Source organism: Bradyrhizobium sp. SZCCHNRI1029 (assembly GCF_032487555.1).
Taxonomy (GTDB): Bacteria; Pseudomonadota; Alphaproteobacteria; order Rhizobiales; family Xanthobacteraceae; genus Bradyrhizobium.
The window spans coordinates 569,433-592,546 of record NZ_JAUEUK010000005.1 but is presented as its reverse complement, the minus strand read 5'-3'; the positions used below and the strand labels follow the sequence as shown (position 1 = coordinate 592,546).

The following is a 23,114-nucleotide window of genomic DNA, read 5'->3' as shown; positions in this document are numbered from 1 at the left end:
TTGCGGCTGTCGCGGCTCCTGGCCAAGAATGTGGTCTCATCGGCACCAGCATCGGACCGCCCTCCGGCGGCTCCGATGCTGGCGGATAGATGGGAAGGATGTTGCGCATGGCCGTCGACAAGCTGTTCATCAATGCGCGGCTCGACCGCGGCGCGCGCCATGCGATCACGGTCGACGGCGGCCGCATCAGCGGGCTTCTCGCTGAGACCGAGCGCCCTGAGGCGCGCGAGGTGATCGATCTCGGCGGCGCGCTGGTCGTGCCCGGCTTCGTCGAGGGCCACGTCCATCTCGACACCAGCTTCTACGGCGATGCCTGGAAGCCGCACAAGCCCTGCACCAACGGCTTCGACGTGCATGAGCGCGTCACGTTCCAGGCGCAGAACATGGCGGCGGCGGCGCCGATGGACGTGCGCGCCCGCAACCAGCTCGATCTCTGCATCGGCCACGGCACGACACGGATGCGCAGCCACGTCATGGTCGACGGCTCCGTCGGCCTCACATCGCTGGAAACGATCCTGCGCGTCCGCGACGAGTATCGCGAGCTGATCGAGATCCAGCTCGTCGCCTTTCCGCAGAGCGGCATCCTCAAGAGCCCGGGCACGCGCGAGCTGCTCGACGAGGCCATCAGGCTCGGCGCCAACCTCGTCGGCGGGCTCGATCCCGCGAGCTTCGACCGCGACGTCGAAAAGCACCTCGACGTCGTGTTCGGCACAGCCCACAAGCACGGCGTCGATGTCGATATCCATCTGCACGATCCGGGCATGCTCGGCCTGTTCGAGCTGGAGCAGATCGCGGCGCGCACGCGCGCCCTCGGCATGCAAGGTCGCGTCGCGGTCAGCCACGCCTACGCGCTCGGCGACCTGCCTGCTGACCCGCTGAAGAAGATTGCCGACGTCCTGGCGGCGTCTGGCGTCGCCATCATGACCAACGCTCCGGGCGCGCGGCCCTTCCCGCCGGTGGCGGTGCTGCGCGCGGCGGGGGTCACCGTGTTCAGCGGCAACGACAACATCCGCGATTCCTGGTGGCCCTATGGCGACGGCGATCTGTTGAACCGCGCCATGATGGTCGGCTATCGCTCCGGCTTCTATGTCGATGACGAGTTGCGGATGGCCTTTGACCTCGTCACCGAAGCCGGCGCCAAGGCCTTGAGGCTTGCGGACTACGGCCTGCGCGTCGGCGCGCGGGCCGACTTCGTCACCCTCGATGCCGAGCACGTGCCGGAGGCCGTCGTCGCCGTGCCAAAGGGCCGCTCAGTCTACAAGGACGGCCGCCTCATCGCGCGCGACGGCCGTGTGATCAGGCAGCCGACCTAGGCCCGCGTCATTGTGCCGGCTCGACCGGTGCCTGTGAGCGCGGCGGCTCGGCGCGCGACACCGTCGCGGCCTCGATCCAGCGCGTCACGGCCGACAACTGTCCGCCGGACTCGCGATAGGCCTGCAGCTGATAGTCGGCCGAGCTGCCGAACTGCATGATGATGCGGCAGTGCTCGACCTCGGCGAGACATCCCAGAGCCTCCGCATGCGGTGCGACATCCGCGATCATGCGGTTGAGGATCTCCTGGCCCGTCACGGGACCGTCCTCGGTCACGAACAGACAGTCGGTGCCATAGCGCTGCGCCCGCCACTTGTTCTCGACCGCGATCGCGCGCTCGACATTGCCGACGCTCTCCGCAAGATCGGGATTGAGATAGAGGTAGCGTGCCAAAGCACGATAGAGCGAGGCAATCGCCACGGCGTCATCCACCGACGTGCAGACGTCGGGCGCACGCAACTCCAAGGTCGGATGCCGCAGCGACGGCCGCATCGCCCACCAGACATGACTCTCGTCCGGCATCACGCCGGACTTCGTCAGCGCCGCGACATAGCGATCATATTGCTGCTTCGAGGTGAAAAGCTCGGGCAGGCCGCTGCGCGGCAGCTCGTCATAGGCGGCGAGCCGATAGCCCTTCAGGCCCGTCTCGCGCGAATTCCAGAACGGCGAGGACGCAGACAGCGCGACGAACACCGGGATGTGAGGGAGCATCGCCCGCATCACCGCGAAGCGCAGGTCTGGGTCCGGCAACTGGACATGCACGTGCATGCCGCACAGCATGTTGCGCTGGCCGACGATGCGGAGGTCCTCCATCATCTCCGCGTAGCGCGGCTTGGGACTCGGCTGTGAGCTGCGCCACGTCGCGGTCGGATGCGTGGAGCAGGCCAGGATCGTCAGGCCATACTGACTCGCCACGCCGGCAACCTCGCGCCGCAGGAATTTCAGCTCCTCGCGCGCATCGCCGACATCGACATGCACGTTGGTGGCGACCTCGAGCTGCGCCTGCAGCATCTCGCGCATGGCCTGTCCGCCGGTCGACCAGTTGGCGGCCTCGAACAGATCGTCCGGCGTGCGGATCGCGACATCGCGCGTCTGCGCATCGACGAGAAAGTACTCCTCCTCGATGCCGAACGAATATTCCGTGACTTCCTCGCTGCCGGTGGCCGAGCGGATCACCAGACGACGTTCGTCATCGCTCAGGCCGAGCCGCAGCTTCTCCAAGATGCGTGGATCCAATCCCATGTGATCAATCCTGTCAGACGTCAAATGCCGTGAGTCTGAAGCCATGCCTCGAGCAGGGCCGCCTGCCACAGCCGCGAATGTCCCTTGGGGCTCATCTCGGTTTCGGGGTTTTGCAACATGTGGTCGATAAGGTCGCGCTGGTAGAGACCGCGTGCGCGCGCCTTCTCGTCGTTGAGCACGTCGCGGACATAGTCGAGAAACGGGCCGCGCAGATAGCGCAGCGACGGCACCGGAAAGTATCCCTTGGGACGGTCGATCACCTCCGCCGGCACGCAGCGGCGGGCCGCCTCCTTGAGAATGTGCTTGCCGCCGTTCTTCACCTTCAGCTCGGCGGGCATGCGCGCGGCGAGCTCCACCACGTCGTGATCGAGGAACGGCACGCGGGCCTCCAGCCCGAACGCCATCGTCATGTTGTCGACCCGCTTCACCGGGTCGTCGACCAGCATGATCTCGGTGTCGATCTGCAGCACCTTGTCCACCGCCGAGGCGCCAGCGTGAGCTGCGAAGAAGCGCTCCACGAATGCCAGGCTCTCGTCGTCTTCGCCGAGCAACTCCGGCGCCAGCAGCCGCTGCAGATCCGAATGCGTCCAGTCGAAATAGGCATTTTGATATTGCTGAACGGGATCGTTGGCCGAGAGAAAGCCCGGATACCAGCTGTACCCGCCGAACACCTCGTCCGCACCCTGCCCGCTCTGCACCACCTTGACACGCTTGGCGACCTCGGACGACAGGAGATAGAATGCGACCGCGTCGTGGCTGACCATCGGCTCGGACATGGCGGCGATGGCATGGGGCAAGGCGTCGAGCGCGCAGGTGCCGCCTATCCTGATCTGCTCGTGGTTGGTGCCGAACGTCCGTGCAATGATGTCGGAGTAGTGGAATTCATCGCCGGCGTGCTTGCCCACAGCGTCAAAGCCGATCGAGAAGGTGCGGATGTCCTCGTGGCCCAGCTTGGACAGCAGCGCGACCAGCAGCGACGAATCCAGCCCGCCCGACAACAGCACACCGACGGGCACGTCGGCGACGCGGCGACGGTCCACCGCCGATGTCATCGCGTCCAGCAATGCATCCGACCATTCTTCCTGACTCATGGCACGATCGGTGGAGCGCGACGCGCCGACGCTGAACTGCCAGTACCTTTCGCGGCGCTGCGTTCCATCGGGCTCGATCGTCAGCAACGTCGCCGGCTCGAGCTTCTTCACGCCATTGAGGATCGTACGCGGCGCCGGAACGGCGGCGTGAAAACTGAAGAAATGATGCAGCGCCGTTCGGTCGATCGAGGTGTCGACATCACCACCGGCGAGCAGCGCCGGCAGGGACGAGGCAAAGCGGAGGAAGCCCGGCCCCTCGGTGTAGTACAGCGGCTTGATGCCGAGACGGTCGCGCGCGATCACGACGCGTCCGCTGTCGCGCTCCCACAGCGCGAAGGCGAACATGCCCTTGAAGCGCTGAACGCAGGTCTTGCCCCAGGCATGATAGGCCTTGAGGATCACCTCGGTATCGCCGTCGGAGAAGAAGCGATAGCCCTTCGCCTGCAGCTCGGCGCGCAGCTCGCGGAAATTATAGATGCACCCATTGAACACGATGCCGAGGCCGAGCGCGGCATCGATCATCGGCTGCTGCGCGGCGGCTGATAGATCGAGAATGCTGAGACGACGGTGGCCCAGCGCGATTCCGCCCTGCACGTAGAGGCCAGCGGCGTCGGGACCGCGCGCCTGCATCGCATCGTTGACGCGGCCGAGCGCCGCGAGCGCGGGCTGTCCGGAAATCCTGACTTCACCACAAATGCCGCACATCGCGGATCATCCAGTTCCTGTTGTTCTTAGGTGCCGCCGACAACCCTCTGTCTTCGTTTGTGTTCCGCGGCGAAACCGGCAGAGTCTGCGTCAAATAGCGGAACGATTTCAGCGCGTCTGGACGCGCGCGCGACCAGCACGTGATCGGGCGGAACCTCGATCCAGTCCGGCTCCTTGTCAAAAGGCTCGGAGACGGCGATCACCTGATCCCCATCTTCCCGGTAGTAAAGCGAGTTGGCGCGATCATTCGCAGCGAAGCGAAATGCGTAGAGATCGTGGCCGTTCGACAGGGCGGACGTGAAGCGCAGGTGCTCACGCAGACCGTCCTCGTTGACCAACTGGCGGAGCGCGCGCAGCACGTTCGATGTCGCACCGATCGGGTCCTGATCGATGCCGGCGCCGACGATGGCGAGGAACACGGCTTCCGAATCGGTGGTGCCGAGCCGCGACGGATACAGCGCGTCCGGGATCATTGCCTCGACCTTGCGGCGAAGCCTGTTCCAGCTACCGACGAAGCCGTTGTGCATGAATAGCCAGCGGCCGCAGGCAAACGGATGGCAGTTCTGACGGGTCACGGCCGTGCCGGTCGCGGCGCGCACATGCGCGAAGAACAGATGTGAACGCAGGTGTCGGCAGAGATAGCGGAGGTTCTCATCGGACCACGCCGGGCGCGTCTCGCGATACAGGCCGGGCTCAGGATGATCCCCATACCAACCCAGACCGAAGCCATCGCCATTTGTGCCTGCGGTGGATTCCAGCGCGCGGATGCTCTGCGTCACCAGGGAATGTTCCGGCTCGGTCACATAGTGCTCGAAGGCGGTCGTCTCACCGCGGTACGCGATCCAGCGGCACATCCTGCCCCTCCGGTTCAATCAATGGGCTCGCGGCACGCCTGCGCGTGTCACGTTCTTTCGGAGCAGGCGGAAACGCGTCAAAGCACCACTGGTTCCCGCGCACTCAGTTACGCACGGGACGTCGGCCTGTGGGAGCGCAGATCAACGAGTCAGCGCGCAGAGGCAACCTTCGTCAGCTCCTGCCGTTCCCATCCGCACGTCCGAGGGTCGCCTCTACTGGCTCGCGCTTTCGCGGCGTTGCGACAGGTGTTCGATCGTTGCGCGTTGTGCGTAGAGCTCAGGTCCTCGCCAATCGCCATGGCGACACCGACCGTCTCGCTGCACGTTCCTCACAGATGAAGCGACATCGTCGCGCTCATGTTCACGCCTCGCCGCGCTCGCGCACCAGCCGGAGCCACGCCGCCGCGGCCGGCGAGAGATAGGCGCCACGACGCCAGGCCATCGCCAGCGTCCATTCGGTGCCGGGCTCGTCGAGCAGGACGAGACTGATCGGCACCTGCGTGCGCTGGGTCGCGATCATGCGCGGCAGAAAGGCAACCCCGAGACCGGCACCGGCGAGTTCGGCGATGAAATCGATCTGCGTGCTGCGCGCGGCCACGACCGGCTCGAAGCCGTTGCGGCGGCAGGCCTCGCGGAGGATACGGTTGAGCGCGAAGCCGGCCTCGAACAGCACGAACGGCGTGTCGCGCAGCTCGGCGAGCATGATCGTCTCGCGGCGGGCCAGCGGATGCTCGACGGAAACGAGCGCCATCAGCGGCTCGCGGCGCACGATCTGCGCGGCGAACTCATCGGCGATCGGCGGCAGCAGGCCGGCAAAATCGATGTCGCCTGCAGCCAGCAATTCGCTGAGCCGGTCGCTGCCGTGCTCCACCAGCCGGATCTCGATCTCCGGATGAAGCTGGCGGTAGAGCGCGAACAATGGCGCGAACAGCGTGCTCGATCCGATCGGCGGCAGGCCGAGGCGCAGCACGCCGCGCTTCAGGCCGCGCAGCTCGGCGAGCTCCGCCTGCAGATCATCGCGCTCCGTCAGCAGCCGGATCGCACGGCGATAGACGATCTCGCCAGCCGCTGTCATGCGGCTCTTGTGGCCGAGCCGGTCCAAGAGCGGCAATCCGAGCTCGTCCTCAAGCTGCTTGACGGCCTTGCTCACGGTCGACTGGGTCGCAAACACCACCTTGGCGGCCTGGGAGAAGCCGCCTTGCCGGACGACCTCGACGAAGGTCCTGAGGGTACGGAGTTCCATAATCGCCCCTTAGTATTCCATTTTGGACTTATTATCATTCAATCAATTCGCTTTCTACATGCTGCGATGCGACATACCTTGAAGGCGCAATCACTTCTCGGACGCGTCGCATGATGCATCGCAACATTTCCATTGGGGTCCATCGCCTGCTCCGCCGCAACCGACTGGTGCAGATCGGCCTGCTCGGCCTGTTCTGGGCTGTCGGCGAGGCGCTGGCCCGGACGACCGGCCTGCCATTGCCCGGCGGCATCATCGGAATGGCACTCGCGCTCGCCCTGTTCCTGGCCGGCGGGCTGAAGGTCGCCAGCATGAAGCGCGGCGCGAACTGGATGCTCGCCGAGATGCTGCTGTTCTTCGTGCCGGCGGTGCTGGCGCTGCTCGACCATCGCGAACTGTTCGGCCTGCTTGGCCTGAAGATCTTTGCCTTGATCGTCGTCAGCACCACCGCCGTGATGTGCGTGACCGCGCTCACGATCGACCTCTGCTACCGTTGGACCGAGCGTCATGACCCTCGCCGCGCTGTGGCGTGAGCCGCTGATCCAGGCAGCTGTCTGGTCGCTCGCGACGATCCTGCTCTATGTGCTCGCCAAGCGCATGCACCGGCGCTGGCCGCGCTGGTGGCTGATGCCGCTCGCGGTGGCGCCAGCACTGCTGATGATCGCAGCGCTCGCGCTCAACGTCTCCTATCGCGACTACATCCGCGGCACGCATTGGCTGGTGGCGCTGCTCGGCCCGGCCACCGTCGCCTTCGCCGTGCCGATCTACGAGCAGCGGGCGCTGATCCGCCGCCGCTGGCCGCTGCTGCTGGCCGGCATGGTCGCGGGGAGCCTCACCGCGGTGGCGACCAGTTGGGCACTCGCCTATGTCCTCGGCATCGATGGCGAGCTGCGTCTGAGCCTGTTGCCGCGCTCGATCAGCACGCCGTTCGCGATGGAAGTCTCCGGCGAGATCGGCGGCATCCCCGATCTCACCGCCGTGTTCGTCGTGCTCACCGGCATCATCGGAGCCGCCGTCGGTGACCTCGTGCTCGCGCGGCTGCCGCTGCGCTCGACGCTGGCCAAGGGCGCGCTGTTCGGAGTCGGCGCGCACGGCGCGGGCACCGCGCGCGCCAACCAGATCGGTCGCGAGGAGGGCGCGGTCGCCGGCCTCGTGATGGTGCTGGTCGGGCTGATGAACGTGGCGCTGGCGCCGCTCATCATTCAGTTCATGCGGTAGCGCGCTCAGCCCCGTGCGAGCGAGGCGATCCAGTTGCTGATCTCTGTCTGCCGCATCCCGTCATTCGCCACGTCCTGGTCGAGCCCCAGCCGCCACAGAATGTCGCGCCGGGCACGGTCGTGGTGCAGGATCGCGAGATCGGCGGCGTAGCGCTCGAGCTCCGCCGGAGCGGCGAAGAAGCCCTCCTCGACCAGCGGCTGGCCGATGCGGCGGAGCACCCAGGCGACGTCCTGCAGGCTGAATTCGGGATGATACTGCACGCCCCAGAACCGGCCGCGGCCGCTGCGGATCTCCGCGGCCTGCACCTCGCTCATCGCGTTGCGTGCGGTGACCGTCGCATCCGGCGGCAGCCGGGTGACGATGTCGCTATGGATCGCCGGGGCATCGAACACGGCGCCCCGCGCCGCATGCATCGGATGATCGCGGCCCGCCTCCGTCAGCGCGATCTTGCGCGCGAAGCCGACCTCGCGGCCGGCCGGATTGAGCGACACCTCGCCGCCGGCCGCGACGCTGGCGAGCTGAAGTCCCCAGCATGAGCCGAACATCGGCACGCCCTGCGTGAAGACCGCGCGCACCAGCTCGATCTGACGCAGGGATTCCGGCTCGCGCTGATAGATATTGAGCGTCGATCCGGTGATGACGATGCCCTGATAGGCATCGATCGGCTGCGGCAGGCGCGCATCGGCATCGGCGGGCGTGGCGATGTCGATCGCCGCGTCCGGCGCGAGCGCGCGCAGCACGGCCGCGTAGCTCTCCGACGGCGTGGCGCCTGCGACCTCGGCCCAGCGGCGTCGGCCGTCCAGCGAGTTGCCTTCGAGCACGAGCAGTCTCAGCACTCGTCGATCCTCCGCCCGCCCGATCACGGATCCAACACGCCGCGCAGGAATCGCGCGCTCCGCTCGTGCACCTCCGGCCGGTTCAGGATCGTATGGACGTCGGCATCGATCACCATCACCTCCGCCTTCGCATCGTCCTTGAGCGCGGCGGCGCAGGAGCCGGTGACGGCGCGGTCCTTGTTCCAGGGATTGGCGGCCGAGAAATAGGGATCGCGCGCCGAAATCGCGTTCAGCACCGGCTCGGTCGGGCCGATGCCGAGCCCGGGCGCGGTGACGAAGTAGTTGTCCTCGCACGACCACGAATAGATCAGCCGCGCCGCCACGTCCTTGCCGGCGTAGCGGCCGACCGCCACCGCGCCCTCGCTGGTGCCCGCCAGCACGATCCGCAGCCGGTCGACCCAGCTCCAGTCGCGCGACGCCTTCAGCGCGTTCTCCAGCTCGGCCAGCCGCAAGGCGTGGACGTGCTCATAGGTCGCGACGTCGACCGGCGAGGTGTAGGTCAGCCGGTCGGGAATCGCGAGGCTGTCGGGCGCCACCGATGCCACTCCGAGCTCGTCGGCGAGCCAGGCCTGGAACTCCTTCACCGCCGGCGCGACGCCGCTCGACCCGTGCATCACGATCACGAGCGGCGCGATCCCGATCACGTCGGGCGCGTCCTCCGCACGGCCCTCCCAGCGCCGTCCGCCGGCGAGTGTCGCCGGCAACACCAGGTTGGCCCCGCTCCAGGTCAGCGCAAGATTGGCCGGCGACGGCTCCAGCACCGTACCCCTGGTGTCGCCGGGCTTGTCGGCCGCGAGGGCGGCGGTCGCGCAGAGAAAGGCGGCGGCCATCGGCAGGACACGCGCCACGAACATGATCGATCCGTCCTCCTGCGAGGCGAGCACAGCGAGCCTGGCGCGCACCGTTCGTTTCAATCACGGCATCGGGCTGCGGACAAGCAAGGTGCGACGGACGGTGCATGCAGGGCACCCATGCGGTGATGCGATCAGCAGGCGCGCAGCCGCCGGCGCTGGGCACGCGGCGTCTCCATCGACCGGACGTGATGGCGCGGCGTGGCCGCAGTGCAGACCATCGCATTGAGCGCGCCGTCCGGCACGGCGGCGGCCTCGCGCGCTCCTCCGCAACCGCTGACGGCGCGAAGCCGCGGCACAACCGGCGACATGTCCCGCAAGGCCTCCTGGCGTACGCTCACATCACTCCGGATCTCCACGGGAGAGAGCGCCAGCAGCGTCGCCCGCAAGCCGCGAAGGATGGCGGCCATTGCGCGCGACGGCTGCGCCCAGCGAAACGGCCGGGCCGAACGCTTGGCGCGGCCATCGGCGCGCTTGGCTCGCCCGGCTCCGCTGGCGCGACGGCCGCGCTGATTGGATGCTGATCCCTCGTCATCGACCTGCAACATCAGCCGGAACGGCTGTTCCGAGGGGCCGGCCGCGATCAACAACTTGCGCATGCGTCTCACCTTGATCTCGTCACGGCCAACCCGGCGGCCGCGTTCATCGACACCATGGCGCAAGCGCGGTGACCGCAAGCTGTTGCCCGATGTCAGCGACATGTCAGCTCCGCCGGCGGCATTGTCGCCGGATGGCGACGCGTCGCTCACAGTCTCCCTCCCAGCCGCGCCATCACCAGATCCAGCACGCCGGCGTCGTCGAACGCCGCCGCGGTCAGCGCCGCGCCGGCCGCGATCAGCTCGTCGTGACCGAGATTGGTGCGCATGCCGACGGTGGCGATGCCGGCCGCCGTCGCCGCCGCGATGCCGGCGCGGGAATCCTCGAAGGCGACCGACCGTTCCGGCACGACATCGATCGCGCGCAGGCCTTCCAGATAGGGCAGCGGGTGCGGCTTGCCGTGCGGCAGTTCGTCGCCGATGACCACGGCGCGAAACCGGTCCATCAGGCCGAGCCCGTGCAGGATCAGCTCGGCATTGGCCCGCGGCGCGTTGGTCACGGCCACCACTGGAATCGCCGCCGCCGCGGCCCGATCGAGCAGCGCCATCAGGCCCGGCAGCGGCTGCACCGCGCCGGCGGCGAGGCTGCGAAACACCTCCTCCTTCTGCGCCATGACCGCCGCGCGCCGCTCGGGCGGCTCATCGGGCAGAAATTGGGCGGAGATCGACAAATTGGATCGGCCGAGCAGTTCGCGTGCCGCCCGCGCGCGGTCGAACGCATGGCCATATGGCCCGAACACCGCGTTGAAGGCCTGCAGATGCAGCGCATCGGTATCAGCGAGCGTGCCGTCTATGTCGAACAGCAAAGCCCGCCCCCTTTTATTGATAACGCCTCGCATCAGCAAATTGACCTCAACTCATCCGGATGTTGACGCGATCTGATCCAACTCTCGACCAGACCAGCTGTCGTTATTCCTCAAACGGCGTGAAACCGCGACGGGGGAAATTGCGATGATCGGCCAGTTGAGCGCATTGCCTGTTTTGACATCGTCGAGGCTCGGAGCGGCCGCCGCGCTGGTCTCCGTCATCTGCATTGCCGCGCCCGGCGCCGCGCAGGCCGGCTCCGCCAACGGCGACATGGTCAACGGCCAGTACTGCAACGATCTCTGCAAGGCCTATATGGCCTGGTCCGACCGCATGCTGGCCGTCACCCAGCCGGCGTCCTATTCGCGGCCGCAGGTGCGGGTCGCGGTGCCGCAGAGCATGACGCCGAAGAAGATGGACAAGGCCGAGAAGCCGGACCGGATGGCGCAGCACGGACCGAAGCCGCATCGGCCGGCGAACCTGAACTCCTTTGCGCAGCTGCCCTCCGGCACCCAGGCCGCGCAGTCTTCGATGGAGCCGCCGCCGAGCGACCTCGCCGCGTCCGACGCGCCGGCGACAGGTCGGCTGTTCGCGTCCGACCCGCTGCCCCACTCCGCCATCGCCGACATGCGGCGCGCGACCGACGCCGCCGGCCTGCGGCTGGTGTCGATGACCGAGCCCGGCATGGCGCCCGTCACGGTCGGCGAGGCCGGCGGCAGCCCGCGCTCGAAGATGCCCTCGATGTGGATCATGCTTGCCGCAGCGGCGCTGCTGGCCTATTTCGGCCATGGCTGGCTCAAGCGCCGCAACGGCGCGTCGCATCACCTCAACTGAGACGGCAGGAACCGCGACGTCAGGTCGGCCGCGCAACGCCGCGGGAACCATTCCGGACAAATTGACCACCTGCCCTCGCCTGCGACCGGGGCTTCGGTTGAACTCGCAGCGCCGCGGCTCTATGCGTGGGCGATGAACATCGCCCTCACCGCCCCACCGCTGAGTTCCTGGCCGCGCCATCGCGCGGACCTCAAGCCCGCACCGTTCCTGCCGATGAGCCGCAAGGAGATGGACGCGCTCGGCTGGGACGCGTGCGACATCGTGCTGGTGACCGGCGACGCCTATGTCGACCATCCTTCCTTCGGCATGGCGATCATCGGCCGGCTGCTCGAGGCCCAGGGCTTTCGCGTCGGCATCATCTCGCAGCCCGACTGGCACTCCGCCGAGCCGTTCAAGGCGCTCGGTAGGCCGCGCGTGTTCTTCGGCGTCACCGGCGGCAACATGGACTCCATGGTCAACCGCTACACGGCCGACCGCCGCATCCGCAGCGACGACGCCTATACGCCCAATGGCGAAGGCGGCAGGCGGCCGGACCGCTGCACGCTGGTCTATGCGCAGCGCTGCCGCGAGGCGTTCAAGGACGTGCCCGTCGTGCTCGGCGGCATCGAGGCGTCGCTGCGCCGCATCGCGCATTACGACTACTGGTCCGACAAGGTTCGCCGCTCGGTGCTGGCCGACGCCAAGGCCGACATCCTGATCTACGGCAATGCCGAGCGTGCGGTGATCGAGGTCGCGCATCGGATCGCCGGCGGCGAAGCGCCGAAGGACATCCAGTCGGTGCGCGGCACCGCGCTGTTCCGGAAAGTGCCCGAAGGCTTTGTCGAGCTGCATGCCGACGATCTCGACTCCGCCGACGAAGGCGCTGCGCGCGAGAAGGGCGACGTCGTGGTCCGGCTGCCGTCCTGCGAGCAGGTCGAGGCGGACAAGGAAGCCTATGCCCGCGCCTCGCGCGTGCTGCACCGGGAGAGCAATCCGGGCAATGCGCGTCCCCTGGTGCAGCGTCATGGCGACCGCGACCTCTGGCTCAACCCGCCGCCGATCCCGCTGACCATGGCGGAGATGGACAGCGTCTACGATCTGCCCTATGCCCGCGCGCCGCATCCGTCCTATGGCGACGCCAAGATCCCGGCCTGGGACATGATCAAGTTCTCGGTGACGATCATGCGCGGCTGCTTCGGCGGCTGCACCTTCTGCTCGATCACCGAGCACGAGGGCCGCATCATCCAGAGCCGCTCGGAAGGCTCGATCCTGCAGGAGATCGAGCGCATCCGCGACAAGACGCCGGGCTTCACCGGCGTGATCTCCGACATCGGCGGCCCGACCGCCAACATGTACCGGATGGCGTGCAAGGACCCCAAGGTCGAGGCCGCGTGCCGCCGGCCGTCCTGCGTGTTTCCCGAGATCTGCCCGAACCTCAACACCTCGCATGACGACCTCATCCGGCTCTATCGCAAGGTGCGCGAGGTCAAGGGCGTCAAGCGCGTGATGGTCGCCTCCGGAGTGCGCTACGACCTCGCGGTCGAGAGCCCGGCCTACATCAAGGAGCTGGTCACGCATCACGTCGGCGGCTATCTCAAGATCGCGCCGGAGCATACCGAGCGCGGCCCGCTCGACAAGATGATGAAGCCGGGTATCGGCAGCTATGACCGCTTCAAGCAGATGTTCGACGCCGCCGCCAAGGAGGCCGGCAAGAAGTACTACCTGATCCCGTATTTCATCGCCGCCCATCCCGGCACCAGCGACGAGGACATGATGAACCTCGCGCTGTGGCTGAAGAAGAACCGCTACCGCGCCGATCAGGTCCAGACCTTCCTGCCGTCGCCGATGGCGACCGCAACGGCGATGTACCACACCGGCGTCAACCCGCTGCGCGGCGTGCGTCACGGCGGCAGTGACAAGGTCGAAGCCATCAAGGGCCTGCGGCAGCGAAGGCTGCACAAGGCATTCCTGCGCTATCACGACCCCGACAATTGGCCGGTGCTGCGCGATGCGCTCAGGGCGATGGGCCGTGCCGATCTGATCGGCTCGCGTCCCGAGCAATTGGTCCCCGCGCATCAGCCGCCCGGCACCGGCAAGGCCGCCACGACGCGGCGGCCGGTGCGCCCGGAGCAGAGACCGCAGCGTTTCACGACGAAGGGTGTGCGGATCAGGAAGTAGTCCGCGCTGGACGACCTCCGATCTCGGCGTCAAGAGCAAGCCCGCGCCCCACACTCCCCCATCGTCCCGGACGAGCGCGCATCGCGCGCGAAGATCCGGGATCCATAACCACAGGGAGACGTGTTGGGCACATCCTGAGCCACCAGCGTGCCTCACACATCCGCCGGTGGTGATGGGTCCGGCTCAAGGCCGGGACGACACTGAGTGTGTCGCATGGCCGTTCCACCTCACAGGCGTGATGAGCATCGCGAGCGCGACGTATCCGCGCCCACGCACCACATCCACTGCACGATTTCTCCAAACAGCCCACCGCAGCCCCGCGGCGCCATTCGCGCCCGGGTCATGCTGCCGACATCGCCCTCGAGAAACGAGAGGGCGCGGGGAAGACCGGACCTCGACTGAGGTCCGTGGCCCGCCTGCAGAAAAAAAATGCAGGCGGCAGGTACCACGGTTCAGCCGGACGACCCGGCCTTCCCCGCGCGCTGGTTTTAACGGCTGCTTCGCAATCTCCCTGGGGACCGGGCTGTCTTGCCCCCATCACCAGCGAGACGCGTCGCCGCATCATCAACCGGCTTGACCTCAGCATCGGGAGGCCAGGACCACGCGACTTGACCGTACGCACCAGGCCTGCTCGCCGGCTCCGCAAATGCAGAGCCCCAAGCCCGACACGTCCACCGCTTCCCGCTTGCTACGCTCCGTGACGATCGGCCGAAACGCCCCTCTTCATCGCGAGCGGGATGCCCGGAAACATCGTTCTGATTTGCCCGACGGTGCAAGCCGGGAAGCGTGCGACAAACTGGCTCGACGGGCAGTTTGCACATGCGGGGATGCGGGAAATGCCTGTCGGGCAGCGACGGCGCCAAGGCTTTAAGTCCAACAAGACAGTTTTCGCATACTGTCCCTGTAACAAAGGCATCTAAAAAGGGGCAGACTGTTTTAGTGGACCGGTCAACGCTACAACACTCTTGATCTCACTCGATGGAATATATGCTACTCTGTCATTTACATAGATAAGAAAGCCGCTCGATGACGAGCGCAATATCTTGGCATTTGCAAATACACGCTCTTTTGTCGCAACTTCGAAGACCTCAGTACTCTTCATTTGAAGAGTGCAAACCCACGCACCTATCAAAACAAAAAACAGCATCGCTGCCCAAGATGAAAAGAAGATGCCACTTGAGTTTACCGACCCAGCACTGACCAAATCATCATAGCTAAATGCGGCCATGTAGATCGAAATAGCTGCCACCCACACGATGGCCGACGGCAAGGTGACGCCGTAGATATGACCGGCCATCATGCCCAATGGCGCACTCAAGATTAAAAGAGCCGCAAAAACCTTACACCGATCCCTCTTTTCCTTAGTTGCGCCATCACGCTGGGGCCGGACTCCTGAATAACTCCAAATATCGTTGGCCCAAGAAGAAGAATCAGAACAATCACCAAACCGAAAGAATAGGCAATGTTGGTGATGTCCACAATTCCGATGAAATGAATGCCAATTGGCATAAAATAGCCGATGTTGAATAGCGATACGATTGCGATCGCAATCGCGGTGAAGATTGGCCAATGTTTCGAGATGCGTTCAAGCACCATCTTCCCCCATTCGCCGGATTTGCGCTACGCCGAACCATAACACGGCGCGACGCCGGTCCCATCGACAATCACACAAGATTCCGTAACAGGCGAACCTTGTATTGCAGGCCGTCATGCCACGGTCCTCAGACCCTCGACGACAACTGCTCAAGCTTACCTCAGCTATCATGTACACACGCCGGACCCACAGTTGCCGGATTGCCGCTCGCCGCCGTTCAGGCCGCGACGGCTAGTCTCAAGGAACTGCGATGACATTGTATATGGCAAAACGCCTTGCCGGCTCATGACCCGCTGGGCAGGAGCCGGCAAAGGCACCACCGTCGCCAACAGGCCTATGTCGTCTCCCGAGCTAGACCGCTTGCGGCTTATTCACCGTCTCGATGCGATCGAGAACCCTGCCAAGCTTTCGCTTGGCGATCTAGACATCATAACCCGTCTGCAGATTGAGCCAGAGCTCCGGCGTCGTAGCGAGCGCCTTGCGAGCGGGAGCGCGGTGTCGGCCGTGATGCCGGTCTGCTCGCTGGCGATCCGCTCGATGCGGGTTCGCGGCAGGCCGCAGACCTTGGCGACAGCACCGGCCGACATTTCGATCGGAATAAGGAATTCCTCGCGCAGAACCTCGCCAGGATGCGAGGCTTGAGCTTCTTGGTCATCGCCGCGGCCGATCTCGGCGACTTGAGATCGCTCCCGGCAGTCCCTGCTCCGGCGGAGGCGCCCACTGACCGGCCTTCGCTCGACTATGCATTGAATGCACCGATCGTCGTTCGGAAAAGGCGGCTTGCGCCGCCCGATCTCGGCGTGTAGACGGCGCCTGTCGCGAAAAGCGGTCGTTGCCTGCGGCCGAGTACAAGCCGTCCATCTGCCTTTCTGGCATGGACCGGCCCAGCGTCTCCCACACATCAATCGCCTGACGGATCGTCAGGCTCCAGCGAGCGGTCGCGCGTGTTTGCGCCATCGGCTCGCGTGGACCGGAGCGCGCCATGACCAGGGCTGTTGCCGTCATCTATCTCACCATCGTGCTCGATGCCGCCGGCATCGGGCTGATCTTTCCGATCCTGCCGGCGCTGCTGCACGACGTGACCCACACCGGCGACGTGGCGTTCCTTCTCGGCGTCATGACGGCGCTCTACGCCGCGATGCAGTTCATCTGCGCCCCGGTGCTGGGCTCGCTGAGCGATCGGCTCGGCCGGCGCCCGCTGCTGCTGGTCTCGCTGGCCGGCGCCATCGTCAACTACCTGTTCCTGGCCGCTGCGCCCGATCTCTGGATGCTCCTGCTCGGCCGCGCCATCGCCGGCGTCACCAGCGCCAACGTCTCGGTGGCCACGGCCTACATCACCGACGTCTCGCGCGAGGACGAGCGGGCCCGCCGCTTCGGCCTCCTCAATGCGATGTTCGGCATGGGATTCATCATCGGGCCCGTGCTCGGCGGCGCGCTCGGCGACCATTGGCTGCGGCTGCCGTTCGTCGTGGCGGCGACCTTGAACGGATGCAACGTCCTGCTGGCGTTGCTGATGCTGCCGGAATCGCGACCGCCGGACCCTGGCAAGATCGAGATCGCAGTTCTGAACCCGCTGCGGCCACTGCGCTGGGTGTTCGCCGTCAAGAGCCTGCTGCCGGTCGTTCTCCTCTTCTTCCTGTTCAGCGCGACCGGCGAGGCCTATGGCGTCTGCTGGGCGCTGTGGGGCGGCGACGCCTTCCACTGGAGCGGTCTTTGGATCGGCCTGTCGCTCGGCACCTTCGGGGTGTGCCAGATGCTGGCCCAAATATTCCTTCCCGGTCCGGCCGTGAGATTGCTGACCGAGCGCGGCGCCATCCTGACCGGAGTGACCTGTGTCTGCACGGCCCTCACCGCCATGGCGTTCGCCAACCAGAGCTGGATGGTGTTTGGCGCGATGCCGCTGTTCGCGCTCGGCGGCATGGGCATGCCGGCCCTGCAGTCGATCGCCACCCGGCAGGTGGACGCACATTTGCAGGGCCAGTTCCAGGGCGTGCTCGCCGCCACGGTCAGCCTCGCCTCGATCGTTGCGCCGCTCGGCTTCTCGAGCCTCTACTTCGCCGTCAGGGACGAATGGCCCGGGGCGATCTGGCTGTCGGTCGTCGCCATCTACGCGATCGCCATTCCCGTCGTCGTCACGCTGCGCCCGGCCAAGCCGGCGTCTGCGCCCTGATGCGTCGGAACCATCGCCGTCGCCGCCCGTTGGCCCGGATGCCTGAGATCGAACTCGCAAAGCCGCTCGTTCGAGCGATGCAGATCTATCGTCGCGTGGCCAGACACGATCTGGACCGGGGAGCGCGGCGCGCCCTGGCGCGGCATATCCGCGGACTGGCCGAACAAGGCGTGCATGATCCCGGCCGGCTGACCGTGTGCGGCCTCAGCTATCTGCGCAAGCTCGACCGACAACGCGGCTCCGACCAATCCTGATCTGCCGTGCCGGGACGCGGCGGGCGATCGGCCAGCTCGCCGCCCCGCGGTCACGGTGACAGTGCACGAAGCTTGAGATCCCCCTGCCCGCGGACACGCCAAGCCTCCGGTCCTCAAGCCGCCCGGAATCTTGGCGAGAGCGCCCGCTCACATCTCGAGCGTAACCAGGAACTCCTCGCGCAGAACCTCTCCGGGATGCATCGGCTCGAGCTTCTTGGTCATTACGGCAGCTCTTGAAGCTCGGAGCTAGCAGCTCGAGTCCCCACCGGCCCAGCGGTAGATACGGTCGCTCAGGGGGCCCGCTCCCATCGGGTTGCTGACCTTGATGGTCACGCGCGATCCGGAGCCGGATTTTTCGATGCGCGCTGAGACGAAGTAGTTCATCCGGACCCCATAGCTGCCTGCGACCAGGCGAAACTCCGCAAAGCCGCGGTCGCGGTGTAGCTCGCCTTCAGATTCGATCTGTCCCCCGCCCGGGTTGCCCGGATTGCCAAAGACCCGCACGGGCGGATAACAGCGCTTGCCGGTCTCGCTCAAGCGGCGGTAGATCTCCTCGTAACTTTCGGAAAAGCTTTTGCTGTCGGCAACGTCGCGCGAATTCAGGCCCTCCGGCGACATCGCACATCCACCGAGCAGCGCAATGGCAGCCCCCGTCAGCGCCGCACGCAAAGCGAACTTCATTTCCATGAACGATCCCCCAGCGCCCAACGATCGCCTCGCCCCCGAGTAATCACCGTCGTATTCGCGCTACCTGAAAGATACGCGAGTTCCCGTGAACCGTGCAATATGCGACGCGTCGAGACTTGGTGCTTTTGCCCCGGAGATGTCTTGACATGGCGGTCGAAGACCGAGGTTGAGGTCAACCCGCCTGCAGCGATCGTCGTCTATCGGTAGGAGCCGAACGCGAGGACCATCCGCATCGTTTGCGCGTGGGCGAAAATCAGCGGCGCACCAGTTGGCTCCGATGATGGGCCGGCATTCGGAACGATCGCCGCCAGCTTCCGTTGACTTCGATGCCTCGGATCGAACTTGCCAAGCCGCTCTCGCGAGCGATGCAGATCTATCGCCGCATGACCAGACACGATCTGGACCAGGGGACGCGGCGCGCGCTGGCGCGGCACATGCGCGGGATGACCGATCAGGGCGTGCATGATCCCGGCCGGCTGACCGTCTGCGGCTTGAGCTATTTGCGTCAACTCGACCGACAACGCGACCGCGAGCGATCCTGACCTGTCGCGTCGGACACATGGCGATCGATCGTGAGCGGACCGCACCTCCGATCCGCCCGATCGCTTGGCTACATCACGCCTTTCAGTTCAGGCGAGTGCGACGGAGATGGCCGGGGCAAGCCCGGCCATGACGACGATGAAATGGCGGGCATGACTTAGATCGACTACGCGATGGCCTTCTCGCGCCCAATCGATCCTCTGCTGGTAGCGACCGCCTCAGTTCGCGCTGATCGCGTGCAGATGCATCGCGAGCATCATCGGATCGTGGTGCGGCTCGGCGGAATAGGACGCATGGGCCGTTGCTTGGTCATGGTTCGCGCCGGCATCGGCGCCATTCAGCGCAGCAGCGTCGGCCTGGGCATTCGCCAGCACCTGCGCGGCGCCGGCGGCATCACCCAGCTTGGTGAGGCTGGCGGCCGTCTCGGCGGCCACCGCGGAGGCGATCGCGACGGCCTGCTGCGGCGTCTGCACCGGTGCGGCGACCCCGGCGGCGTGCGGGATCTGGGCGAGCAGGGCCTGCGTGTCGGGAGTCGAGATATTGTAGCCGAGCGTCTCCAGCACCACGAGATCGATCGGCGACAGCGTCTGCGACGTGGTCGGATTGTAGAATTCGTTCAAGGGATCGCGGGCGCCCTGGATGCCGGTGTTGAGGAAGTCGGCCGGGTCCGACATCTGGCCGTAATCGGCGATCTTGGTGAGCCCGCCGTCGAGCGAGAAATACGCGGGAGGCGCCGAGCTGATGCTGTTGTTGATCAGATGCTGCCCCGGCTTGGTGAAGTCGAACAGGTCGAAGATGTCGAGATTGCCCGGCGACGGCACCCGTCCCAGCGCATGCGACAGTTCGTGCAGCGCGACGCCGACCAGCGACTGCGTCGGGATGTCGGTGTTGAAGACGGCGAAGCCGTCCTCAGTCGTCGTGCTGTTTGGATCGATGAGCCCGAGCACCTTGGCCTGGGCGTTGGCGACGAACACCTGGGAATGGCCCTGCACTGCCCGCCCCGTCGGCAGGTTGTCGAACACCGTGTCGCCGGCCGCCGCGTGGTCCTGCAGATCGGTTCGGAGCTGCGCGTAGCTGGTGAGCACGCCATTGGAGACATTGGCGCCGGCCCCGCCGCCGGTGCCGGCGAAATCGATCGCGAGGTTGACCGTGGCCTGATCGGTGATCGCCGAGGACAGGATCGCCGCCGCCTGCTCGACGCCGGCGCGGAAGCTTTCGGGCGCGGCCGCGGCGGCGGCATCGAAGGTGAGGTTGAAGGTGAGCCCGCCGGTGTGAACCGAGACGGTCTCGGAGCCGTCGGCGTGTACCACCGGATCCGACACCGCGCCGGGCGGCAGCACGACAGGCGAGGCAGCCGCAGCCATATTGGTCGTCGTGTTCTTCGCCGCCGCGGCCGGATCGGGCATCATGAGACCATCTGAGCTCAGCCCGAGCTGGTCATGGGTCAGCGTGTTCATCAGACGGACTCCTTGATCATGGCCCCCCGCGTCTCCAGCTGCGAGGCGTTCGCAGGCTGCGACCATCATCGGCAAGTGAGTGAAAAGTCTGACGCTGCCGGACCCACTTCGGGGCAGCCGTGCCACGGTTTGGATGCGGCCGGGCGGGCCCGCCATGCTCCTGCCGCGCTGGTCTCGCGCGACGAATGACGGCAATCTGCGGCAGGCGTCCGCGACGGATGCAGCCAACATCATTCAGATCGAGAGCCTCCCATGAAGATGCGCCCGCTCGGCCGTTCCGGCCTCAACGTTCCGCCCCTTTGCTTCGGCTGCAACGTGTTCGGCTGGACGGTGGACGAGGCGGCCTCGTTCCGCCTGCTCGACAAGGTGCTGGAGTCCGGGATCAACTTCCTCGACACGGCGGACGTCTATTCGCGCTGGGTGCCCGGCCACAGCGGCGGCGAGTCCGAGACCATCATCGGCAAATGGATGAAGCTGCGCGGCAATCGCGATCGTGTCATCCTCGCCACCAAGGTCGGCATGGACATGGGCGACGGCAAGGTCGGGCTGAAGGCCGACTACATCGCGCGCGCGGTGGAGGACAGCCTGCGCCGGCTGCAGACCGACGTGATCGATCTCTATCAGTCGCACAAGGACGACGAGACGACGCCGCAGGAGGAGACGCTGGCGGCCTATGACAGGCTGATCAAGGCCGGCAAGGTGCGGGTCATCGGCGCCTCGAACTTCTCGGCGGAGCGGCTGCAGGCCGCGCTCGAGCTGTCGGCGAAGAGCGGCTTGCCGCGCTATGAGAGCCTGCAGCCGGAATACAGCCTCGCCGAGCGCGCATCCTACGAAGGCGCGCTGCAACGCGTCTGCGAGAACTACGGCGTCGGCGTCATCACCTTCTTCTCGCTGGCCGCCGGCTTCCTCACCGGCAAGTATCGCTCGGAGGCCGATTTCGGCAAGAGCCCGCGCGGACAGCGCGGCATCCCGAAATACATGAACGAGCGCGGCATGCGCATCCTCGCCGCGCTGGACGCGGTCGCAAGGGAGACCGGAGCGCAGCAGGCCTCGATCGCGCTGGCGTGGCTGCTGGCCAAGCCCTCGGTGACGGCGCCGATCGCCAGCGCCACCAGGCCCGAGCACGTCGACACGCTGGTGGCGGCGACGGAGCTCGCGCTGACCGCGGACCAGGTCGCGCGGCTCGACGCGGCGAGCGCGTGAGCGCCGGCGCGCGACGCCACCATTCAGCGCCAGGCGTGCGACGTTTCGACACGCACGCAGGACGGTCGTTCTCCACCGAACAGGGCCTGTGATGGAGGACTCGGCGCGCTCAGTGCCGGTCCTCGATCGCAACACCCGATCACGCTCCTGCACCGCATTTTCAGCACAGCGGTGAAGCGGGCCGGGCGACTTTGCAGCATCTCGCGGATCGCCACCTCACGGCCAAACTTCGGCCGGGATCGAACTGCTAAGTCCACTGTCAATTTAGAATGTATCGAGGAAGCGTTCGGTGAATCGTGTCGCGCGCGTAACTGTTGGCGCATTCGTATTTGCATGTGGTCTGTCATCCCTCGTGGCGCTGTCTGGCAGCGCCCGAGCGCAGCAATTGCCGCAGCGCCCGCCCACCGGCGGCGCCGTCGGTACGCTGCCGGACCGCGAGGCGCTGAACTCCGGCACCGTCACCGTGATCACCGCGCCGATCGGCGGGCCGATGTCGGTCATGGGCTCCGACATGGCCGCGGTGCTCGACGAGGGCGAGAGCCTGCGCGTGCTGCCGATCCTCGGCAGGGGCTCGGCGCAGAACCTCATCGACATCATCATGTTGAAGAACATCGACATGGGCTTCGTCACCACCGACGCGCTGGAATTCGTGAAGACGGAATACAACATTCCAGACATTGCCCAGCGCGTGCGCTACATCGCGCAGCTCTTCCACAACGACGTCCACATCGTCGCGCGGCGCGAGATCCGCTCGCTGGAGGATCTCAATGGACGGCGGGTGTTCGCCGAGCGCTCGATCGGCCTGCCGGCAGCGCGCACGATCTTCCGCCGGCTCGGCATTCGCGCCGACATCGACTCCCAGACCGATCCGACCGGCGGGCTGCAAAAGCTGATCGACGGCCAGGGCGACGCCTGGATCGCATCGGTGTCGAAGGACGCGCCGATCATCAAGGGCATCAAGAACGAGGGCGGCCGGCTGCATCTCTTGACGATCCCCTATGACCACGCGCTGCAGGACATCTATCTGCCGTCGTCATTCTCGTCCGAGGAATATCCGAACCTGGTGCCGCCGGGCACCAAGGTCGAGACCGTCGCCGCCTCGACCGTGCTGATGGTCTACAACTGGCCGGAGAACAGCGAGCGCTATCGCCGCACGGCGCGGTTCGTCGACGCGCTGTTCGGCAAGATCCAGGTGCTGCAATCGCCGCCGCGGCATCCGAAATGGCGCGACACCGTGCTGTCGGCGCCGGTGCAGGGCCTGGTCCGCTTCAAGGCGGCGCAGGAATGGCTCGATGGCGCCCGCGCGATGCAGTCGCCGGGCCAGGATGCCAACCCGGCCGAATTCCGCAAGTTTCTCGACGAGCGCAAGGCGCAGGCGAGGATGTCGCCGGACGAGGCCGCGCGACTCTACAGCGACTTCCTGAAGTGGCAGCGGAGCAGGGAGCCGCGCTGAGCGCCGAACCGCCGGAA

At 66.2% G+C, this 23,114-nt stretch carries 22 protein-coding genes and 1 pseudogene; 10 read left to right on the top strand and 13 right to left on the bottom strand.

Features of this window, described 5'->3' with window-relative positions:
- Positions 1-107 precede the first annotated feature (107 nt).
- A complete protein-coding gene (locus QW861_RS17700) occupies positions 108-1,313 on the top strand; it encodes an amidohydrolase family protein (protein WP_316172722.1) in 1,206 nt (401 codons plus the stop codon).
- 7 nt (positions 1,314-1,320) lie between these two features.
- On the opposite strand, the gene QW861_RS17695 is transcribed toward QW861_RS17700, so the two are convergent.
- From QW861_RS17695 to QW861_RS17680, 4 genes are all read right to left on the bottom strand, one after another.
- On the bottom strand, positions 1,321-2,553 hold the full coding sequence (locus QW861_RS17695; protein ID WP_316172723.1) for a carboxylate-amine ligase: 1,233 nt from the start codon (positions 2,551-2,553) through the stop codon (positions 1,321-1,323).
- Positions 2,554-2,573: 20 nt separating this feature from the next.
- Entirely contained in the window at positions 2,574-4,349 is a 1,776-nt protein-coding gene (locus QW861_RS17690; protein ID WP_316172724.1) for an N-acetylglutaminylglutamine amidotransferase, read from the bottom strand.
- Positions 4,350-4,375: 26 nt separating this feature from the next.
- Positions 4,376-5,203 (bottom strand): class II glutamine amidotransferase, encoded by an 828-nt coding sequence (locus tag QW861_RS17685; RefSeq protein WP_316169580.1) that lies wholly within the window; start codon positions 5,201-5,203, stop codon positions 4,376-4,378.
- A 361-nt stretch (positions 5,204-5,564) separates the two neighbouring features.
- Positions 5,565-6,446: a LysR family transcriptional regulator gene (locus QW861_RS17680; RefSeq protein ID WP_316172725.1), complete on the bottom strand. Its 882-nt coding sequence runs from the start codon at positions 6,444-6,446 to the stop codon at positions 5,565-5,567.
- 110 nt (positions 6,447-6,556) lie between these two features.
- Between QW861_RS17680 and QW861_RS17675 the strand changes: the two genes are divergently transcribed.
- Together QW861_RS17675 and QW861_RS17670 are read left to right on the top strand one after the other, a co-directional pair.
- On the top strand, positions 6,557-6,976 hold the full coding sequence (locus QW861_RS17675; RefSeq protein WP_316172726.1) for a CidA/LrgA family protein: 420 nt from the start codon (positions 6,557-6,559) through the stop codon (positions 6,974-6,976).
- On the top strand, positions 6,951-7,661 hold the full coding sequence (locus QW861_RS17670; protein WP_315825887.1) for an LrgB family protein: 711 nt from the start codon (positions 6,951-6,953) through the stop codon (positions 7,659-7,661). The genes QW861_RS17675 and QW861_RS17670 overlap by 26 nt, the downstream gene beginning before the upstream one ends.
- Positions 7,662-7,666: 5 nt before the next feature.
- Here QW861_RS17670 and QW861_RS17665 read toward each other — a convergent pair whose 3' ends face one another.
- The 4 genes from QW861_RS17665 to QW861_RS17650 form a co-directional block, all read right to left on the bottom strand.
- A complete protein-coding gene (locus QW861_RS17665; protein WP_316172727.1) occupies positions 7,667-8,497 on the bottom strand; it encodes a type 1 glutamine amidotransferase in 831 nt (276 codons plus the stop codon).
- Positions 8,498-8,520: 23 nt separating this feature from the next.
- Positions 8,521-9,351 carry a hypothetical protein gene (locus QW861_RS17660; protein ID WP_316172757.1) on the bottom strand — a complete coding sequence of 277 codons (831 nt, stop codon included), beginning with the start codon at positions 9,349-9,351 and terminating at the stop codon, positions 8,521-8,523.
- A gap of 131 nt (positions 9,352-9,482) precedes the next feature.
- On the bottom strand, positions 9,483-9,947 hold the full coding sequence (locus tag QW861_RS17655; RefSeq protein ID WP_316167296.1) for a hypothetical protein: 465 nt from the start codon (positions 9,945-9,947) through the stop codon (positions 9,483-9,485).
- 146 nt (positions 9,948-10,093) lie between these two features.
- Entirely contained in the window at positions 10,094-10,789 is a 696-nt protein-coding gene (locus QW861_RS17650) for an HAD-IA family hydrolase (RefSeq protein WP_316193327.1), read from the bottom strand.
- 106 nt (positions 10,790-10,895) lie between these two features.
- Here QW861_RS17650 and QW861_RS17645 point away from each other — a divergent pair, with 106 nt between their 5' ends.
- Complete coding sequence (locus tag QW861_RS17645; RefSeq protein ID WP_316172728.1) at positions 10,896-11,582, top strand: hypothetical protein; 687 nt, start codon at positions 10,896-10,898, stop codon at positions 11,580-11,582.
- Between the two features lie 132 nt (positions 11,583-11,714).
- A complete protein-coding gene (locus QW861_RS17640) occupies positions 11,715-13,739 on the top strand; it encodes a YgiQ family radical SAM protein (protein WP_316172729.1) in 2,025 nt (674 codons plus the stop codon).
- Between the two features lie 916 nt (positions 13,740-14,655).
- Here QW861_RS17640 and QW861_RS17635 read toward each other — a convergent pair.
- From QW861_RS17635 to QW861_RS17625, 3 genes and pseudogenes are all read right to left on the bottom strand, one after another.
- The gene (locus QW861_RS17635; RefSeq protein ID WP_316172730.1) at positions 14,656-15,045 is read right to left on the bottom strand and encodes a hypothetical protein; all 390 of its coding nucleotides are present in this window, start codon (positions 15,043-15,045) and stop codon (positions 14,656-14,658) included.
- Between the two features lie 14 nt (positions 15,046-15,059).
- Positions 15,060-15,335, bottom strand: coding sequence for a hypothetical protein (locus QW861_RS17630; protein ID WP_316172731.1), 276 nt, complete (start codon positions 15,333-15,335; stop codon positions 15,060-15,062).
- Positions 15,336-15,684: 349 nt separating this feature from the next.
- Positions 15,685-15,988: pseudogene (locus tag QW861_RS17625) on the bottom strand (HigA family addiction module antitoxin).
- Between the two features lie 327 nt (positions 15,989-16,315).
- Between QW861_RS17625 and QW861_RS17620 the strand changes: the two are divergent.
- A complete protein-coding gene (locus QW861_RS17620) occupies positions 16,316-17,503 on the top strand; it encodes a TCR/Tet family MFS transporter (RefSeq protein ID WP_316193326.1) in 1,188 nt (395 codons plus the stop codon).
- A gap of 38 nt (positions 17,504-17,541) precedes the next feature.
- Positions 17,542-17,757, top strand: coding sequence for a hypothetical protein (locus QW861_RS17615; protein ID WP_316193325.1), 216 nt, complete (start codon positions 17,542-17,544; stop codon positions 17,755-17,757).
- A 246-nt stretch (positions 17,758-18,003) separates the two neighbouring features.
- Here the strand turns inward: QW861_RS17615 and QW861_RS17605 are convergent, their stop codons facing one another.
- Entirely contained in the window at positions 18,004-18,444 is a 441-nt protein-coding gene (locus tag QW861_RS17605; RefSeq protein ID WP_316186635.1) for a hypothetical protein, read from the bottom strand.
- A gap of 365 nt (positions 18,445-18,809) precedes the next feature.
- On the opposite strand from QW861_RS17605, the gene QW861_RS17600 reads away from it, so the two are divergent.
- A complete protein-coding gene (locus tag QW861_RS17600; RefSeq protein ID WP_316193324.1) occupies positions 18,810-18,986 on the top strand; it encodes a hypothetical protein in 177 nt (58 codons plus the stop codon).
- Between the two features lie 216 nt (positions 18,987-19,202).
- Here the strand turns inward: QW861_RS17600 and QW861_RS17595 are convergent, their stop codons facing one another.
- On the bottom strand, positions 19,203-20,441 hold the full coding sequence (locus tag QW861_RS17595; protein WP_315715411.1) for an NF038122 family metalloprotease: 1,239 nt from the start codon (positions 20,439-20,441) through the stop codon (positions 19,203-19,205).
- Between the two features lie 252 nt (positions 20,442-20,693).
- On the opposite strand from QW861_RS17595, the gene QW861_RS17590 reads away from it, so the two are divergent.
- Together QW861_RS17590 and QW861_RS17585 are read left to right on the top strand one after the other, a co-directional pair.
- Positions 20,694-21,644, top strand: coding sequence for an aldo/keto reductase (locus tag QW861_RS17590; protein ID WP_315715410.1), 951 nt, complete (start codon positions 20,694-20,696; stop codon positions 21,642-21,644).
- A 289-nt stretch (positions 21,645-21,933) separates the two neighbouring features.
- A complete protein-coding gene (locus tag QW861_RS17585) occupies positions 21,934-23,097 on the top strand; it encodes a hypothetical protein (protein ID WP_315715409.1) in 1,164 nt (387 codons plus the stop codon).
- The last annotated feature ends 17 nt before the right edge of the window (positions 23,098-23,114 follow it).

What these genes read in the sequence shown, in the direction of transcription:
- QW861_RS17680 (WP_316172725.1), bottom strand. Translation starts at nt 6,446, where the DNA reads ATGGAACTCCGTACCCTCAGGACCTTCGTCGAGGTCGTCCGGCAAGGC.
- QW861_RS17620 (WP_316193326.1), top strand. Translation starts at nt 16,316, where the DNA reads ATGACCAGGGCTGTTGCCGTCATCTATCTCACCATCGTGCTCGATGCC.
- QW861_RS17590 (WP_315715410.1), top strand. Translation starts at nt 20,694, where the DNA reads ATGAAGATGCGCCCGCTCGGCCGTTCCGGCCTCAACGTTCCGCCCCTT.
- QW861_RS17655 (WP_316167296.1), bottom strand. Translation starts at nt 9,947, where the DNA reads ATGCGCAAGTTGTTGATCGCGGCCGGCCCCTCGGAACAGCCGTTCCGG.
- QW861_RS17640 (WP_316172729.1), top strand. Translation starts at nt 11,715, where the DNA reads ATGAACATCGCCCTCACCGCCCCACCGCTGAGTTCCTGGCCGCGCCAT.
- QW861_RS17660 (WP_316172757.1), bottom strand. Translation starts at nt 9,351, where the DNA reads ATGTTCGTGGCGCGTGTCCTGCCGATGGCCGCCGCCTTTCTCTGCGCG.
- QW861_RS17645 (WP_316172728.1), top strand. Translation starts at nt 10,896, where the DNA reads ATGATCGGCCAGTTGAGCGCATTGCCTGTTTTGACATCGTCGAGGCTC.
- QW861_RS17670 (WP_315825887.1), top strand. Translation starts at nt 6,951, where the DNA reads ATGACCCTCGCCGCGCTGTGGCGTGAGCCGCTGATCCAGGCAGCTGTC.
- QW861_RS17605 (WP_316186635.1), bottom strand. Translation starts at nt 18,444, where the DNA reads ATGGAAATGAAGTTCGCTTTGCGTGCGGCGCTGACGGGGGCTGCCATT.
- QW861_RS17690 (WP_316172724.1), bottom strand. Translation starts at nt 4,349, where the DNA reads ATGTGCGGCATTTGTGGTGAAGTCAGGATTTCCGGACAGCCCGCGCTC.
- QW861_RS17695 (WP_316172723.1), bottom strand. Translation starts at nt 2,553, where the DNA reads ATGGGATTGGATCCACGCATCTTGGAGAAGCTGCGGCTCGGCCTGAGC.
- QW861_RS17595 (WP_315715411.1), bottom strand. Translation starts at nt 20,441, where the DNA reads ATGAACACGCTGACCCATGACCAGCTCGGGCTGAGCTCAGATGGTCTC.
- QW861_RS17685 (WP_316169580.1), bottom strand. Translation starts at nt 5,203, where the DNA reads ATGTGCCGCTGGATCGCGTACCGCGGTGAGACGACCGCCTTCGAGCAC.
- QW861_RS17615 (WP_316193325.1), top strand. Translation starts at nt 17,542, where the DNA reads ATGCCTGAGATCGAACTCGCAAAGCCGCTCGTTCGAGCGATGCAGATC.
- QW861_RS17630 (WP_316172731.1), bottom strand. Translation starts at nt 15,335, where the DNA reads ATGGTGCTTGAACGCATCTCGAAACATTGGCCAATCTTCACCGCGATT.
- QW861_RS17675 (WP_316172726.1), top strand. Translation starts at nt 6,557, where the DNA reads ATGATGCATCGCAACATTTCCATTGGGGTCCATCGCCTGCTCCGCCGC.
- QW861_RS17700 (WP_316172722.1), top strand. Translation starts at nt 108, where the DNA reads ATGGCCGTCGACAAGCTGTTCATCAATGCGCGGCTCGACCGCGGCGCG.
- QW861_RS17600 (WP_316193324.1), top strand. Translation starts at nt 18,810, where the DNA reads ATGCAGATCTATCGCCGCATGACCAGACACGATCTGGACCAGGGGACG.